We start from the raw sequence: 15,360 nt of genomic DNA, 5'->3' as shown, positions 1-15,360 counted from the left end.
TTTAGTCTATAATTCTCAAATAAATTAAAGCGTTACATTAAAGGAACTGAACTTTGACTTCTGAAAAAAAGACCATGGATATAATGGAGATCCAATCTCTTCTTCCACACCGTTACCCGTTTCTACTACTTGACCGAGTAACTGATTTTGAAGAAGGTAAGTACCTAGTTGGTTTGAAAAACGTGAGCTTTAACGAACCTCAGTTCCAAGGCCACTTTCCTCAATTACCTGTTTTTCCGGGGGTTCTTATCCTAGAAGCAATGGCTCAAGCAACGGGCCTACTTGCGTTCAAGACCTTTGGTGAACCAAAAGAAAATGAGTTGTACTACTTTGCTAGTGTTGACCAAGCGAAGTTCCGTAAACCTGTTAGCCCTGGTGACCAAATGATCATCGAAGTAGAACTGTTGAAAAACCGTCGTGGTATCGCGATGTTCAACGGTGTTGCTAAAGTAGATGGTGAGGTTGTTTGTTCTGCAGAACTGAAATGTGCTCGTCGAGAATTCTAATATGATTGATCCTACTGCAAAAATTCACCCTACTGCAGTTATTGAAGGTAATGTAAAAATTGGTGCCAACACAACGGTAGGCCCGTTTACATACATCAGTGGCGATGTAGAGATTGGTGAAGACAACGAGATTATGTCTCATGTCGTAATTAAAGGTTTGACCAAGATTGGCAATGGAAACCGCGTGTTCTCTTTTGCTATTTTGGGTGAAGAGAACCAAGATAAAAAATATCAAGGCGAAGCCACGCAACTTATTGTTGGTGATCGCAATGTGATTCGTGAAAGTGTGCAAATGCATCGCGGCACGATTCAAGATAAAGGCATTACTCAAGTAGGTAGTGATAACCTATTTTGTGTAAACGCACACATTGCACATGACTGCATGATTGGCGACAACGTTATCTTGGGTAACAATGCCACACTAGCGGGTCACGTGAAGGTTCAAGATTATGTTATCTTGACCGCCTTAGTTCCGGTACATCAGTTCTGTACGCTAGGTGCACATGCCTTTGTTGGTGGTGGCTCAACCGTTGCTCAAGATATCCCGCCATTTGTAATGGCACAGGGCAATCACTGTAGCCCAATCGGTATCAACTCTGAGGGCATGAAGCGCCGCGGCTTTGAGAAGCAAGATATTCTAGCTGTGCGTCGCGCGTTCAAAACACTGTATCGCTCAGGTCTAACCTTAGATGAAGCCAAAGAAGAAATTGCCAAATCAGCTGAGGAATACCCAGCGGTTAAGCAGTTTATGGACTATCTAAATAATGATGTTAATCGTGGCATCATTCGCTGATCTCAGTGATTAGTTGACCCTCTAAAAGATCGCTGTAATGGGCGGTCTTTTTGTTTGTATATTTCAGGAAATACCTCAGGAGAGCCAAGTATGAGTCGACCATTACGTATCGGTGTTGTTGTCGGAGAATTGTCTGGAGACACTCTTGGCGAGGGTCTTATTAAAGGGATCCAGCAACGCTACCCTGATGCAGAATTTGTCGGTATTGCTGGGCCTAAGATGCAAGCCTTGGGTTGTCGTTCTCTGTTTGATATGGAAGAGCTCTCAGTCATGGGCTTGGTTGAGGTGTTAGGTCGATTACGTCGCATTCTGCACATTAAGAAAGAAGTGGCTAAGTTCTTTAAAGAGTGGCAACCGGATGTCTTTATCGGCATCGACGCCCCTGATTTTAATTTGCGTCTTGAACTCGAGCTAAAAAATGCCGGTCTTAAAACCGTGCATTACGTCAGCCCATCGGTATGGGCATGGCGACCAAAGCGTATCTTCAAGATTGATGCAGCGACAGACCTAGTCTTAGCATTCTTACCCTTTGAGAAGGCCTTCTACGATAAATACAACGTCGCTTGTGAGTTTGTTGGGCATACACTTGCCGACGCCATTCCTTTACATTCGAGTAAAGCAGAGGCTCGCGAGCGTTTTGGTTTAGAGCAAGACAAGCGCTGGATAGCGGTATTACCAGGCAGTCGTCGTGGTGAGATTAAGCTGATGGCTGAAGACTTCATTGGCGGCTGTAGATTGTTGCAAGAGAAGTACCCTGATATCGGATTTATTGTTTCTGCTGTGAACCCAGCAAGACGAGCGCAATTTGAAGAGGCTTGGCAACAAACGGCGCCTGAGCTCGACTTTCAAATTATAGAAGAGAATTCAGCGCGCAATATTATGGCCGCCGCTGACTATATCCTGCTCGCTTGTGGTACCGCTGTACTTGAGGGCATGTTGGTCAATCGACCAATGGTCACCGCCTATAAAGTCAATAAGCTCAGTGGCTTTATCGCCAAGCGTATGATGCTCAATAAATACTACAGCTTGCCTAATCTCCTTGCTGATGAAGAGTTGCTGAAAGAGTTGATCATGGAAGAATGTAATCCGCAGAATATCTTCGAAGCGATGCAAAACATTATCGATGGCGATACGTCTTACATGACAGAGAAATTCACAGAGATGCACTCTTGGATCAAGCGTGATGCCGACAAGCAGGCAGCCAACGCAGTATTGAATTTGATAGGCAAGTAATATGGTTAAAGCAAAAGTAGAATTCCCCCCATTTGAATACCCGCTAGGGTATACCTTATTTGCTGGCGTGGATGAAGTTGGACGTGGTCCATTAGTGGGTGATGTGGTTACTGCTGCGGTGATTTTAGACCCCGACAACCCCATTGAAGGGTTAACCGATTCAAAGGCATTATCAGAGAAGAAACGACAAGCGCTATTTCCTGAGATAAAAGAAAAAGCATTAGCCTGGTCTGTGGGTCGCTGCTCTCCAGAAGAAATAGACCAGCTTAATATTCTGCATGCGACTATGTTAGCAATGACCAGAGCCATTGAAGGGCTTTCAGTACAGCCTGATTTCGCCTTAATTGATGGCAATCGAGTGCCCGACTTAACTATGCCTGGATTAGCGGTAGTTAAGGGTGACTTAAGGGTTGCTGAGATTAGTGCCGCCTCTATCATTGCTAAGGTGGTGCGCGATGAAGAAATGATCGAGCTTGATAAAAAGCACCCAGAATTTGGTTTTGCAAAACACAAAGGCTACCCAACCAAGGCGCACTTTGAAGCCATCGAACAACATGGCGTGATTGCAGAGCATAGAAAGAGTTTTAAACCCGTTAAACGAGCGCTGGGCTTAGAATAATCCCAACTCGAAACAACTTAATCCTAAAATTTGAATTCCTTCTCCAAAATAGAGATTAATGGACTAACGGAACAACAGAGTAATTATGACAGAGCCTAGGTTTATACATTTACGCGTCCACAGCGACTATTCCATGGTGGATGGCTTGTCTAAAGTGCCACCTTTGGTAAAAAAGGTAGCTGAGATAGGCATGCCAGCAATGGCGCTTACCGATTTCACTAACCTTTGTGGTTTGGTGAAATTCTATAACACCGCTCACGGCTCTGGTGTTAAGCCCATTATTGGTGCTGACTTCACAATGCAATCGGACGAGTTTGGTGATGAACTGACTCGTCTAACGGTTCTTGCTGCCAACAATCAAGGCTATAAAAACCTGACCCTGTTGATCTCAAAGGCTTACCTTAGAGGACACGTTCAGCATCAGCCCGTCATTGATAAAGCGTGGCTTGCTGAGCTAAATGAAGGCTTAATCGTCCTTTCTGGTGGTAAGAGTGGCGAAGTAGGTAAAGCCTTGCTCAAAGGCAATCATGACCTTGCTGCACAATGCGTTGGGTTTTATCAGCAACATTTTCCAGATCGATTTTATCTAGAATTGACGCGAACAGGTCGCGTTGATGAGGAGAGCTATCTCCACTTTGCGCTTGAATGTGCCGAGCAAACTCAGTTGCCTGTCGTGGCAACCAATGAAGTGGTCTTTGTTAACCAAGACCAGTTTGATGCCCATGAAATACGTGTCGCTATCCATGACGGTTACACCCTAGAAGACCCTCGTCGCCCTAAAAATTACAGTGCTCAGCAATACCTGCGTACTGAAGAAGAGATGTGTGAGCTCTTCTCTGATATCCCAGAAGCGTTGCAGAACAGTGTCGAGATCGCTAAGCGCTGTAATGTTACCGTGCGCCTTGGAGAGTATTTCCTTCCGAACTTCCCAACGGGTGATTTGACCATTGAAGACTTCTTGGTACACAAATCCCAAGAAGGCCTTGAAGAGCGTCTAGAGTTTCTATTCCCTGATCCTGCTATTAGGCAACAAAAGCGTCCGGAATATGATGAGCGCTTGCAGATTGAGCTTGAAGTTGTCAACCAGATGGGCTTCCCTGGTTATTTCTTGATCGTAATGGAGTTTATCCAGTGGTCTAAGGATAACGACATTCCGGTGGGCCCAGGACGTGGTTCAGGTGCTGGCTCACTGGTGGCTTACGCACTCAAGATCACCGACCTTGACCCGCTAGAATATGACCTGCTGTTTGAGCGATTCTTGAACCCTGAGCGTGTCTCTATGCCCGATTTCGATATCGACTTCTGCATGGATAAGCGTGATCAGGTTATTGACCACGTAGCGGAGCTCTATGGGCGTGATGCGGTTTCGCAGATCATTACTTTTGGTACCATGGCGGCAAAAGCGGTTATCCGCGATGTAGGCCGTGTATTGGGTCACCCATACGGCTTTGTCGACCGAATTTCCAAGCTAGTACCACCAGATCCTGGTATGACTCTGGCGAAAGCATTTGATGCTGAGCCGCAGATGGGTGAATTGTACGAAGCGGATGAAGAGGTTAAAGACCTTATCGATATGTGTCGCATCCTAGAGGGCTGTACACGTAACGCCGGTAAGCACGCCGGTGGTGTGGTTATCTCTCCAACTACGATTACCGATTTTGCACCTATCTACGCGGATGCCGAGGGACAATTCCCTGTTACTCAGTTTGATAAGAACGATGTAGAAACTGCAGGCTTGGTCAAATTTGACTTCTTAGGCTTGCGTACGCTCACCATCATCGACTGGGCTTTGGGGTTAGTGAATCCTCGCTTGGAAAAAAGCGGCCAACAACCCATTCGCATCGAATCCATTCCACTAGATGATCCGGCTTCGTTTAGGCTACTGCAGAACTCCGAAACTACGGCAGTATTCCAGTTAGAATCCCGAGGTATGAAAGACCTTATCAAGCGTCTTCAGCCGGACTGTTTCGAAGATATTATTGCATTGGTAGCCCTGTTCCGCCCAGGCCCGCTGCAATCGGGTATGGTAGATAACTTTATCGACCGTAAGCACGGTCGTGAGGCCATCTCTTACCCTGATGAAACTTGGCAACATGAGTCACTAAAAGAGACGCTAGACCCAACCTACGGCATCATTCTCTATCAAGAGCAGGTCATGCAGATCGCTCAGATCTTGTCAGGCTATACGCTAGGTGGAGCCGATATGCTTCGCCGTGCTATGGGTAAGAAAAAGCCTGAGGAGATGGAAAAGCAACGCTCCATCTTTAAAGAGGGCGCTGAGAACAACGGCGTCGATGGCGAGTTGTCGATGAAGATCTTCGACTTGGTAGAAAAGTTTGCAGGCTACGGTTTTAACAAATCGCACTCAGCGGCTTATGCTTTGGTTTCTTATCAGACTCTATGGCTGAAGACCCACTATCCAGCAGAATTCATGGCGGCGGTAATGACTGCTGATATGGACAACACCGAAAAGGTTGTTGGACTGGTGGATGAATGTCTTCGCATGGGGCTGAAACTGCTTCCGCCAGATGTGAACTCAGGCCTTTATCGCTTCAATGTCGATGATACTGGCGCAATTGTGTATGGTATAGGCGCTATCAAAGGCGTGGGCGAAGGCCCTATTGAGAGTATCATCGAAGCTCGAAACAAAGATGGGCACTTTAAAGACCTGTTCGACTTTTGTGCCCGCATCGATCTTAAAAAGTGTAATAAACGCGTTATTGAAAAGCTGATACAAGCCGGTGCACTTGACCGCTTAGGCCCGCACAGAGCCGCTATGATGGCTTCGGTGGATGCCGCAGTGAAAGCCGCAGGCCAATACCATCAGGCTGAGGCCTTTGGTCAGAGCGACATGTTTGGCGTATTAACTGATACTCACTCAGATGTAGAGCAGGCGTACGCTCAAGTTCCTGAGTGGCCAGAGAAAGTATGGTTAGAAGGGGAGCGCGAAACCCTTGGTTTGTACCTAACGGGCCACCCAATTAATCTGTATCTTCGTGAACTGGCTAAATACACCAGTTGTCGATTGAACAATGCGACTCCTACAAGACGAGACCAATCGGTGACCTTAGCAGGTCTTGTTATTGCGGCTAAAGTGATGACGACTAAGCGAGGAACACGTATCGGTATTCTTTCTCTTGATGACCGTTCTGGCCGAATGGAGGTGATGCTTTTCTCAGATGTGTTAGAAAAGTATGCAGAATTGGTAGAAAAAGATAGAATTGTAGTGGTTTCTGGACAGGTCAGCTTTGATGATTTCAATGGTGGCCTTAAAATGACGGCGCGCGAGGTTATGGATCTTGGCCATGCCCGTGAAAAATACGCCTCAGGACTCAGTATTTCGATCTCTGAGTCTCAAATCGATGCCCAGTTCTTTGAACGCTTTAGTCGAGTGTTGGAACCGCATCGCGCTGGTACTATCCCAGTCAATATTTATTATCAACGTAGCGACGCAAGAGCTAAGCTCTCTTTGGGAGTGGAATGGCGAGTGACGCCAACCGATACGCTGATAGACGATTTAAAGCAGTTGCTTGGTAATGACCAAGTGGAACTCGAATTTAACTGATGACAGAACACGCTGTCTTCAGCTCAAAAGAATGAAGGAATGCTAGATGACTTTGAACTTTCTAGAGTTTGAAAAGCCAATTGCAGAGCTAGAAGCAAAGATTGAAGCCCTGCGCGATGTAAGTCGACACGGTGGAGAAGAGGGAGTTGATCTGAACAAGGAGATTGCTTCCCTTGAAAAGAAGAGCCTAGAGCTGAAGAAAAAGATCTTTGGTGACTTAGGTGCATGGCAGGTAGCTCAGCTAGCTCGTCATCCACAGCGCCCTTATACGTATGACTACATTGAGAACGTATTCACTGAGTTCGATGAACTGTGCGGTGACCGTACGTTTGCTGATGATAAGGCTATCGTTGGTGGTATGGCTCGTCTAGATGGTCGCCCTGTAATGATCATCGGTCATCAAAAAGGTCGTGAAACCAAAGAGAAAGTAATTCGTAACTTTGGTATGCCTAAGCCGGAAGGCTACCGTAAGGCATTGCGCCTAATGGAAATGGCTGAACGCTTTAAGATGCCAATCATTACCTTTATCGACACTGCCGGTGCTTACCCAGGTGTGGGTGCAGAAGAGCGTGGTCAATCTGAAGCCATCGCAACTAACCTTAAAGTGATGGCAGGACTAACGGTTCCTGTTATCTGTAACGTTGTTGGCGAAGGGGGCTCAGGTGGCGCTCTTGCTATCGGCGTGGGTGATTATGTCAACATGCTTGAATACTCAACGTACTCAGTTATTTCTCCAGAAGGCTGTGCTTCAATCTTATGGCGTGACTCAGATAAAGCCCCGCAAGCGGCTGAAGCTATGGGCCTAGTTGCTCCTCGCTTGAAAGAGCTTGGCTTGATTGATGAAATCATTTCTGAGCCTCTAGGTGGCGCGCATCGCGATCCTGTGCATACTGCAGAGAACGTGAAGAGCACGCTGATTGCTCAGCTTAAAGAGCTGGAAGGCAAAAATAACGAAGAGCTTTTAGAGCGTCGTTATGACCGCCTAATGAGCTACGGCTACTGCTAATCTAGGCAACTAGGTTGCGAATGATTTATTGTTAAAGGTGAGCTTGGCTCACCTTTTTTGATTCTGCTTGTTTTGATTTTACTCGTTAAGGGAACACCGTGAAGTCTGTTATTGAAACCTTTTCAGATGTGATAACTGCCTGTCTTATTGAGGATTCTAGCCGATTGGTGCTTGCGCTAAGTGGCGGCCTAGATTCTAGAGTAATGCTGGCGTGCTTGTCTCATTATCAATTACAGAATCCACAGCTAGAGGTGCGCGCGGTCCATGTTCATCACGGATTAAGTGACAATGCTGATCATTGGCTGGAGCAATGTAAAACATGGTGTGAAGAGGCCAGAATCCCTTTTTATGCGGAGTTTGCCAATCTAGACATACACAGTAAGCAGAGCCTTGAAGCCCAGGCGAGAGAAGCACGCTATGCGCTATTGTCTCAACACCTAAGCAAAAATGATTTACTCCTTACAGCTCAGCATGCTGATGACCAGTTAGAGACCATGCTATTGGCACTAAAGCGTGGTAGTGGTCCTAAGGGATTGGCAGCCATGGGTGTGAAATCTGCGTTTGGTGGGGCTGTGTTGGTGCGCCCATTTTTATCACTGAAGAGAGAAGCGCTTGAAGACTTTGCCAAGCAACAGAATCTTGATTGGGTAGAAGATGAAAGTAACCAAGACACGCAGTTTGATCGAAATTTTCTTCGTCACCAAGTGATTCCCGCTTTATCAAGACGCTGGCCAGAAATACAAGCCAATGCATTGCGAAGTGCGCAGCTCTGTTTTGAACAAGAACAGCTATTGGATGAGCTTCTAGAGCAGCAGTATCAAAGCGTTCTCAACGCTGATGATAGCCTGAATGCTGAGTCCCTATGTGAACTGTCAGAAGCCATACGTAATCGCTTGCTAAGACGCTGGTTTGCTCAATCTGGTCTTCCCATGCCCGGCAAGAAACAACTAGGGTTGATTTACCGAGAGGTCATTAACGCGTCACAAGACGCCAATCCTAAATTAATCATCGGCAAGGTGAGCGTAAGACGCTTTCAAAAAAGTCTATTTCTGGTTGAGCAGAGTAAAGAGGCGTCGTACTGGCAATCCGCTATTGTTATTGATACAGCCTTGGAGTTACCCAAGGGGTTAGGCCTTGTAGAGGTCAGTAGCCATAGTGACATTGGCTTACTTGTGCGAGCACCAGAGCAGGGTGAAAAAGTGTGGATTCAGTTTAATCCTGGAGGCTTAACCGCTCACCCAGATGAGCGCTCTGGGAGCCGAAAACTAAAAAAACTGTTTCAGGAGTATCAAATTCCGCCATGGAAACGATCGCAGACACCTATTTTGATGTATAACGAAGAGGTAGTTGCGGTCGGCGATTCATTCGTATGCAGAGGATACGCAGGCTCAAGTCACCGTTTTTATTGGAAAAAACATAATTAACAAGGAGTAATTATGAAGAAGTCTCTCATTGTTGCGGCTCTATTAACGTCGTTGGTAGGGGTTACAGCACAGGCTGCTGATATTGAAGCAGGTAAAGCGAAAGCGAAAATTTGTGCTGCATGTCATGGCGCTGACGGTAAGGCCGTTATTGACGGCTATCCTAATCTCAATGGTCAAAATGCCAAATATATCGTGACCTCATTGAAGTCCTACAAGGCGAAGCAACGCAATGGTGGTCTAGCAGCTGTTATGCAGGCGCAAGCGTCAATGCTCAGTGATCAAGATATGGAGAATCTAGCGGCTTATTATTCTTCGATGAAATAATAGCAACACTTTTTACTCTTTTAAGCTCAAGAATGCACAATTCCTATATGGTAATTTGCTAGAAATCGTTGATAATACTTGGACTTGTCATAGGCTTGACCGAATTAGGGAGTAGGAATGAAAAAGATTGATGCGATCATTAAACCTTTTAAACTTGATGATGTGCGTGAGGCGCTAGCTGAGGTTGGAATTACAGGGATGACGGTTTCTGAAGTTAAAGGCTTCGGTCGTCAAAAGGGCCACACTGAGCTTTATCGTGGTGCTGAGTACATGGTTGATTTTCTTCCTAAGGTTAAGCTGGAAATTGTTGTATCAGAAGACGTTGCGGCGCAATGCATTGATACAATCGTTGAAACCGCGCAAACTGGTAAGATTGGCGATGGTAAAATCTTCGTGACCGACGTAGAGCGTGTTATTCGCATCCGTACAGGCGAAGAAGACGAAGACGCGATTTAATCGCGCTGAAAAATCACTGCAAGCCCTCGCCATTGTGCGGGGGCTTTTCTTTTCTATGAGATAAGAATTAGTATAAGGTTATAAAACTCAACCATTCACACCTTGTTAGCTAGGTATCTCACACTATGACCTCACCCTCTAAAAGGTGGCTGCTTGCACCTGTTATCGCTGTGCTGTTGACCACAGCAGTGCTCGCGATTGAATTTCCAATTAGCCTGCCTGATTCCGAGCATTTGATTATGGCGGATGGGATCACCGATACCGAAACGGAAAGTGCATTTCAATGTTCTGTATTTGAGCAAAGTGGTGAGGCTATTGATAATAATGGACGCATCGATGTGTTGGTTTGGAATATCTACAAGCAAAATAAAGATGATTGGCAATCCGAACTGACCCAATTGCTCAAAGGTAAGCAGCTGGGTTTGTTGCAAGAAGTTAGCTTTACTGATGAATTTAGGACTTGGTTATATCAACTGGATTGGGTGGGACAGCAGGTGAAAGCCTTTGAATCATTTGATGTTAGCGCGGGTGTATTTAATATTACTCAAGTCTATCCTATTCGTGCTTGTGCACAGTTAGATGCAGAACCTTGGATACAAATCCCTAAGTCAGCGCTCTTTGCCACCTATCCACTGTCTAATGGGGAAGTGCTTGCGGTAGGCAATCTGCACGGCATCAACTTTACTATTGGCACTAAGGCGTACTCAAAGCAGCTAAAACTATTGGCAAGTAAGCTTGAGCAACACAATGGACCTGTCATTGTGGGCGGGGATTTTAATACCTGGAGCGATGCAAGGCTTGAGCAATTGACGAAGATTATGTTATCGGCAAATCTTAAAGAAGCACAATTTGAGCCCGACCAACGAACCGAGTTTATGGGGGGACATGTGTTAGATCATATCTACTATCGTGGCTTAGACCTAAAAAAAGCGGAGGCGCCCACTAGTGACGCCTCCGATCATAATCCAATGCTAGCGAGTTTTTCTATTACAGAGGTTAAACGCTAACCTTAGTGACATCCACATACAGCTTGAGCTTTTGCCCGGGCTGCAGGTAGTCAGATTTATTCAGGTTGTTCCATTTGATCACGTCACTAGAGCGCACTTTAAATCGGCTGGCGATAGTGCTAATGCTGTCCCCACTGCGGACGTTGTAGTAAACGGTGCGCATTACAGCGCCTTGCTCACCCTGTTTCCACACCACTAACTTCTGACCAATACGTAGCGTGTCTTTCGGTGCCATACCGTTCCACTTTGCCAATGATTGTACTGATACATTATGTTCTTTAGCTATGGTCCAGAAACTCTCGCCCGATTTCACCGTATGAGAGACCTTGTAGTCGCCTCGGTTGCGCGATTGGGTCTGTTTTAGACGGTTGTCCGCACTTAGGGCATAGGTGCTGTCTGACTGGGTAGAGGTCGGAATCAACAAGTAACGTCCCGCCCTAATATTGGAGTCAGACATGCCGTTGGCATTCTGAATGACCTTTATGGTGGTGTTATGTTTTTGTGCAATAACACCTAAGCTATCACCTGGCTGAATTTTGTAGCGAACCAGTTTGACACCCTTGCCACGATTTTCTTCAACCTTGGCTAAGAATTGCTCTTGCTGTTCCGCTGGGATCAACAGCTTTTGTGGCCCTTCAGGAGCGGTAGCCCATTGATTGTAAGCTGGGTTGTAGCTCTGAAGTTCCTTCACGGGGATACCGGCATATTGCGCGGCAATGCCGAGATCGAGTTGCTCTTTGGGATCCACTTCAACCAATACTGGTTTGTTGGCAATCGGTGGGATCTTCACGCCGTACTTTTCTTGGTTTGCCACAATATCGGCAATCGCCATCAGCTTAGGAACATAAGCGCTAGTTTCTTTTGGCAGTTGCAGTGAGAAAAAGTCGGTTGGTTTACCATCTCTTCGGTTCTTGCGAATGGCGCTGCTAACACGGCCGCTGCCGCTGTTGTACGACGCAATTGCGTGGTTCCAGTTGCCGTCGAATCTTTCGTTAAGATAGGTCAGATAATTTAGAGCGGCATCGGTTGAGGCAACCACATCGCGACGACCATCGTACCAATAGTCTTGCTCTAGGCCATACATCTTGCCTGTGCCAGGAATGAACTGCCATAGGCCCGCTGCGCTACCATGAGAGTAGGCGAAGGCATCGTAAGAGCTTTCAACAACAGGCAGTAGCGCCAGCTCTAGCGGCATGTTTCGTTCTTCAATCTTTTCGATGATCAGGTACAAAAAAGGTTCGGCTCTTTTAGAGACGGTTCTTAAATGACTTGGGTGTTTGATGTACCAGTTGCGGTAGTAATCAACCATCTTATCGTCAGCAACGGGCAGCTCTAATTGCATGCCAATACGCTTCCAAAGATCGTCTTGTTGTTGGGCGGTGAGCTCCGAAGCTTTTTCTGTTTCTTCTACAGGTAGCGTTTCTGCGTTCGTAGAGCCATCGATGGGCTGTGTCTGTTCAGCTTGGCTTTCTTCTGTTGTAGGAGGAAGCTCTGAGACGTCCTTATCCGTGGGCTGTTGTGGAGCCTGACAACCTGCAAGTAGCAGAGCCAGTATCCAGCTGTATTTCAATCTCATTAAAAAGCCTTTCCTTTGGTGCTGAATATAAAAATTTGTCCGAGTTTACTGAATTAGAAGCTATCTTTCCATTTACGTAGGGCGGTAAACACGCCTTGTGGGCTAAGATCTTCTGTACGATGTGACACAGAATTGACAACCTCTGGGATTTCTACCCTCAAAAAAGGGTTAATCCACTTTTCCTGTTCAATAGTAGTCGGTAATGTTGGTTTTTGGTGAGCTCTAAGCTGATTTACTTTTTCTCTGTAAATTTGTAACTGCGGGTTACCTGGCTCAATCGCCATGGCAAATGAGAGGTTGCTTGAGGTGTATTCATGAGCACTGTATACCTCTGTTTCTACTGGGAGGGCAGCCAGTTTTTGTAGAGATTGCCACATTTGAGCGGGCGTTCCCTCAAACACGCGGCCGCAACCGGCAGAGAACAGCACGTCACCACAGAAAAGTTTGCCATCCCCTACGTAACCTATGTGCCCTAGAGTATGCCCAGGTAAGCCCAGAACTAAGAAACGCTCGCCAAATAGGTCTAGCTGCTGTCCTGCATCAACCGAGTGCGTCAGACCTGCCACAGCATCATTTTTAGGACCTACAATCATGGTGTCTGGATAGGCGCGCTTGAGCTCCGATACTCCACCAATATGGTCAGCGTGGTGATGGGTGACTAAGATTGTGGTGAGTTCCAATTGGTGTTCCTTTAGGTAAGACAGCACTGGAGTAGCATCACCGGGATCAACAACCGCACATTGACCTTGCTTATTGTGAATAAGCCAGATGTAATTATCATTAAATGCGGGTATGCTTTTTACGACTAACATTAAGATATTCCTATTGTTTCTGTACGGATGACTGCTGAATGCGACCAGCTCGGGTATCACGGAAAATTAATCAGCCCCATTATTGGGACGACTTGCCTAAACATGCTTGGGTGCGCGATGCGATTCAAATGCGTTTGGATGAGTGGTGCCCAAAACTATTTGGTTATCATATGCTTAAGCTTGGCGGTTTAAGTTGTGAGATTACCAGTTGCAACTGTAACATTCAGCATCAAATCAACCTAGATATAGTAAACCCAATTCATAGCATCGTAGCCGATGCTTATGATTTACCCTTCCTAGAGAAGAGCATAGACGTTGTTTTAATGACGCATCAACTTGATTATTGCTTGGATCCGCATCGCTTATTACGAGAAGTAGACCGCGTGTTGATCGATGATGGCTATCTAATACTGACAGGCTTTAATCCAATCAGTTTATCGGGGTTGAATAGCTTGATGCCATGGCGAAAGAAAAACCTGCCTTGGAGCGGGCGAATGTTTACGCCGTATCGGGTTCAGGACTGGCTCAGTGTACTTAATTATCAAGTGGTGCACATGGACAGTTATGGATTGATACCGTCGAAAAAGCAACGTGCGATATGGACTTGGATAGAAAATGGGATAGGGGGCTGGAGTATGCCGTTTTGCAGTCAATACTTTATCGTGGCTCGCAAGAGAACGTACCCGCTTAAACCGATAAAACCCCATTGGAAACTGAAGCGTCGTCTGTCTCCAGTGAGGTTAAATTGCCGAGTTAACCCTAAAGCCTAGTATTACCTGTTTAGCTTAAGAAGGCTGATAACCGGTATCTTCATCGGTAGGGGTTTCTGCTGCGAGACGAGCAATCTCGTCACAAATTTCGTTTTCTCTATGCCCTGCATGACCTTTTACCCATTTCCATTCTACTTGGTGGCGTTGGTTTTCTTTGTCCAACGCTTGCCATAGATCAGCATTTTTTACGGGTTTTTTATCCGACGTTTTCCAGCCACGTTTCTTCCAGTTATGAATCCACTGAGTAATCCCCTGGCGTACATACTGGCTATCAGTGGTAAGGACTACCGTACATGGCTCCTTAAGAAGCTTAAGCCCTTCAACGGCTGCCATCATTTCCATGCGGTTGTTGGTCGTCAGTGTGAAGCCTTTGGCTATCTGTTTTTCGTGCTCTTTGTAGCGCATGACGATGCCATAGCCACCTGGACCTGGATTGCCTAAGCAAGATCCATCTGTGAAAATCTCAACCTGTTTATTCATGATTTGATATGATTGTCTGTATAGAGGCCTTCCTATTAGTCTGACACAGTTTTAATTATGAATACTAGTAACAATTCGCGCCGCATAGTGGTGCTCGATACAGAAACCACAGGTATGAACCGTGAAGGCGGTCCTACCTACCTTGGTCACCGAATCATAGAGATCGGTGCTGTAGAGATAGTGAACCGTAAGCTAACGGGGCGTCACTTCCATGTCTATATCAAGCCAGACCGTGAGATTCAACCGGATGCGATTGCAGTCCACGGTATTACCGATGAATTCTTACGAGATAAACCAGAATACAAAGATATTCATAAAGAGTTTCTAGCGTTTATCGATGGGGCTGAGCTTGTTGCTCATAACGCGCCCTTCGATGTCGGCTTTATGGATAATGAATTTAGCAAGCTAGACCCTTCTATCGGAAAAACGGAAGACTACTGCAAAATTACCGATTCCTTGGCAATGGCCAAGCGCATGCCAAACATGCCAGCGCGCAAAAACCTAGACTCACTAGCTAAGCACTTCACCATCGATATTTCCGCACGTGTATTGCACGGCGCTTTGCTCGATGCCGAGATACTGGCAGATGTGTTCTTGTTTATGACCGGTGGTCAAACAGCGATTCAGTTTGGCGGTGATAGCAGTGGTGAGGCTGGTGGAGCAGGGATTCAACGCGCGGCATCCGGAAGAGCCCCGCTTAGAGTCATCAAGGCCAGTGATGATGAGCTAGCAGCCCATGCGGAAAGATTGACACTGCTCTCTGGTGAGCCAAGTTGGTAGTAGCGCTTT

15 protein-coding genes are annotated in these 15,360 nt (G+C 46.2%); 12 read left to right on the top strand and 3 right to left on the bottom strand.

Annotation, left to right across the window (positions count from 1 at the left end; genetic code table 11):
• Nucleotides 1–74 precede the first annotated feature (74 nt).
• From fabZ to A6E01_RS09625, 10 genes are all read left to right on the top strand, one after another.
• Nucleotides 75–506, top strand: a complete 432-nt coding sequence (gene fabZ / locus A6E01_RS09670; RefSeq protein WP_026012765.1) for a 3-hydroxyacyl-ACP dehydratase FabZ — start codon at nucleotides 75–77, stop codon at nucleotides 504–506.
• Nucleotide 507: 1 nt separating this feature from the next.
• Nucleotides 508–1,299, top strand: coding sequence for an acyl-ACP--UDP-N-acetylglucosamine O-acyltransferase (gene lpxA, locus A6E01_RS09665; protein ID WP_017029214.1), 792 nt, complete (start codon nucleotides 508–510; stop codon nucleotides 1,297–1,299).
• Nucleotides 1,300–1,389: 90 nt separating this feature from the next.
• Nucleotides 1,390–2,532, top strand: coding sequence for a lipid-A-disaccharide synthase (gene lpxB, locus A6E01_RS09660; RefSeq protein WP_017029215.1), 1,143 nt, complete (start codon nucleotides 1,390–1,392; stop codon nucleotides 2,530–2,532).
• 1 nt (nucleotide 2,533) lies between these two features.
• Nucleotides 2,534–3,151, top strand: a complete 618-nt coding sequence (rnhB, locus tag A6E01_RS09655; protein WP_017029216.1) for a ribonuclease HII — start codon at nucleotides 2,534–2,536, stop codon at nucleotides 3,149–3,151.
• An 85-nt stretch (nucleotides 3,152–3,236) separates the two neighbouring features.
• Nucleotides 3,237–6,716 carry a DNA polymerase III subunit alpha gene (dnaE, locus tag A6E01_RS09650; protein ID WP_026012763.1) on the top strand — a complete coding sequence of 1,160 codons (3,480 nt, stop codon included), beginning with the start codon at nucleotides 3,237–3,239 and terminating at the stop codon, nucleotides 6,714–6,716.
• Nucleotides 6,717–6,762: 46 nt separating this feature from the next.
• On the top strand, nucleotides 6,763–7,722 hold the full coding sequence (accA, locus tag A6E01_RS09645; RefSeq protein WP_017029218.1) for an acetyl-CoA carboxylase carboxyl transferase subunit alpha: 960 nt from the start codon (nucleotides 6,763–6,765) through the stop codon (nucleotides 7,720–7,722).
• A gap of 98 nt (nucleotides 7,723–7,820) precedes the next feature.
• Entirely contained in the window at nucleotides 7,821–9,146 is a 1,326-nt protein-coding gene (gene tilS / locus A6E01_RS09640; RefSeq protein WP_017029219.1) for a tRNA lysidine(34) synthetase TilS, read from the top strand.
• Nucleotides 9,147–9,158: 12 nt separating this feature from the next.
• Nucleotides 9,159–9,470: a c-type cytochrome gene (locus A6E01_RS09635; protein ID WP_065210138.1), complete on the top strand. Its 312-nt coding sequence runs from the start codon at nucleotides 9,159–9,161 to the stop codon at nucleotides 9,468–9,470.
• Between the two features lie 117 nt (nucleotides 9,471–9,587).
• Nucleotides 9,588–9,926 (top strand): nitrogen regulatory protein P-II, encoded by a 339-nt coding sequence (gene glnB / locus A6E01_RS09630; RefSeq protein ID WP_065210137.1) that lies wholly within the window; start codon nucleotides 9,588–9,590, stop codon nucleotides 9,924–9,926.
• Between the two features lie 125 nt (nucleotides 9,927–10,051).
• Nucleotides 10,052–10,933, top strand: a complete 882-nt coding sequence (locus tag A6E01_RS09625; protein ID WP_065210136.1) for an endonuclease/exonuclease/phosphatase family protein — start codon at nucleotides 10,052–10,054, stop codon at nucleotides 10,931–10,933.
• On the opposite strand, the gene A6E01_RS09620 is transcribed toward A6E01_RS09625, so the two are convergent.
• Entirely contained in the window at nucleotides 10,923–12,509 is a 1,587-nt protein-coding gene (locus A6E01_RS09620; RefSeq protein WP_065210135.1) for a LysM peptidoglycan-binding domain-containing protein, read from the bottom strand. The two genes, A6E01_RS09625 and A6E01_RS09620, sit on opposite strands and share 11 nt — an antisense overlap.
• Nucleotides 12,510–12,562: 53 nt before the next feature.
• On the bottom strand, nucleotides 12,563–13,321 hold the full coding sequence (gene gloB / locus A6E01_RS09615; protein WP_017029224.1) for a hydroxyacylglutathione hydrolase: 759 nt from the start codon (nucleotides 13,319–13,321) through the stop codon (nucleotides 12,563–12,565).
• 38 nt (nucleotides 13,322–13,359) lie between these two features.
• Here gloB and A6E01_RS09610 point away from each other — a divergent pair, with 38 nt between their 5' ends.
• Nucleotides 13,360–14,091, top strand: a complete 732-nt coding sequence (locus A6E01_RS09610; protein WP_065210134.1) for a class I SAM-dependent methyltransferase — start codon at nucleotides 13,360–13,362, stop codon at nucleotides 14,089–14,091.
• 15 nt (nucleotides 14,092–14,106) lie between these two features.
• Here the strand turns inward: A6E01_RS09610 and rnhA are convergent, their stop codons facing one another.
• Nucleotides 14,107–14,571 (bottom strand): ribonuclease HI, encoded by a 465-nt coding sequence (rnhA, locus tag A6E01_RS09605; protein WP_017029226.1) that lies wholly within the window; start codon nucleotides 14,569–14,571, stop codon nucleotides 14,107–14,109.
• A gap of 57 nt (nucleotides 14,572–14,628) precedes the next feature.
• On the opposite strand from rnhA, the gene dnaQ reads away from it, so the two are divergent.
• Entirely contained in the window at nucleotides 14,629–15,351 is a 723-nt protein-coding gene (dnaQ, locus tag A6E01_RS09600) for a DNA polymerase III subunit epsilon (protein WP_017029227.1), read from the top strand.
• Nucleotides 15,352–15,360: the final 9 nt, after the last annotated feature.

It is taken from the genome of Vibrio breoganii, assembly GCF_001677275.1.
GTDB classification, from domain to species: domain Bacteria; phylum Pseudomonadota; class Gammaproteobacteria; order Enterobacterales; family Vibrionaceae; genus Vibrio; species Vibrio breoganii.
The sequence above is the reverse complement of the archived record's forward strand: the minus strand, read 5'-3'. Positions and strand labels throughout refer to the sequence as shown.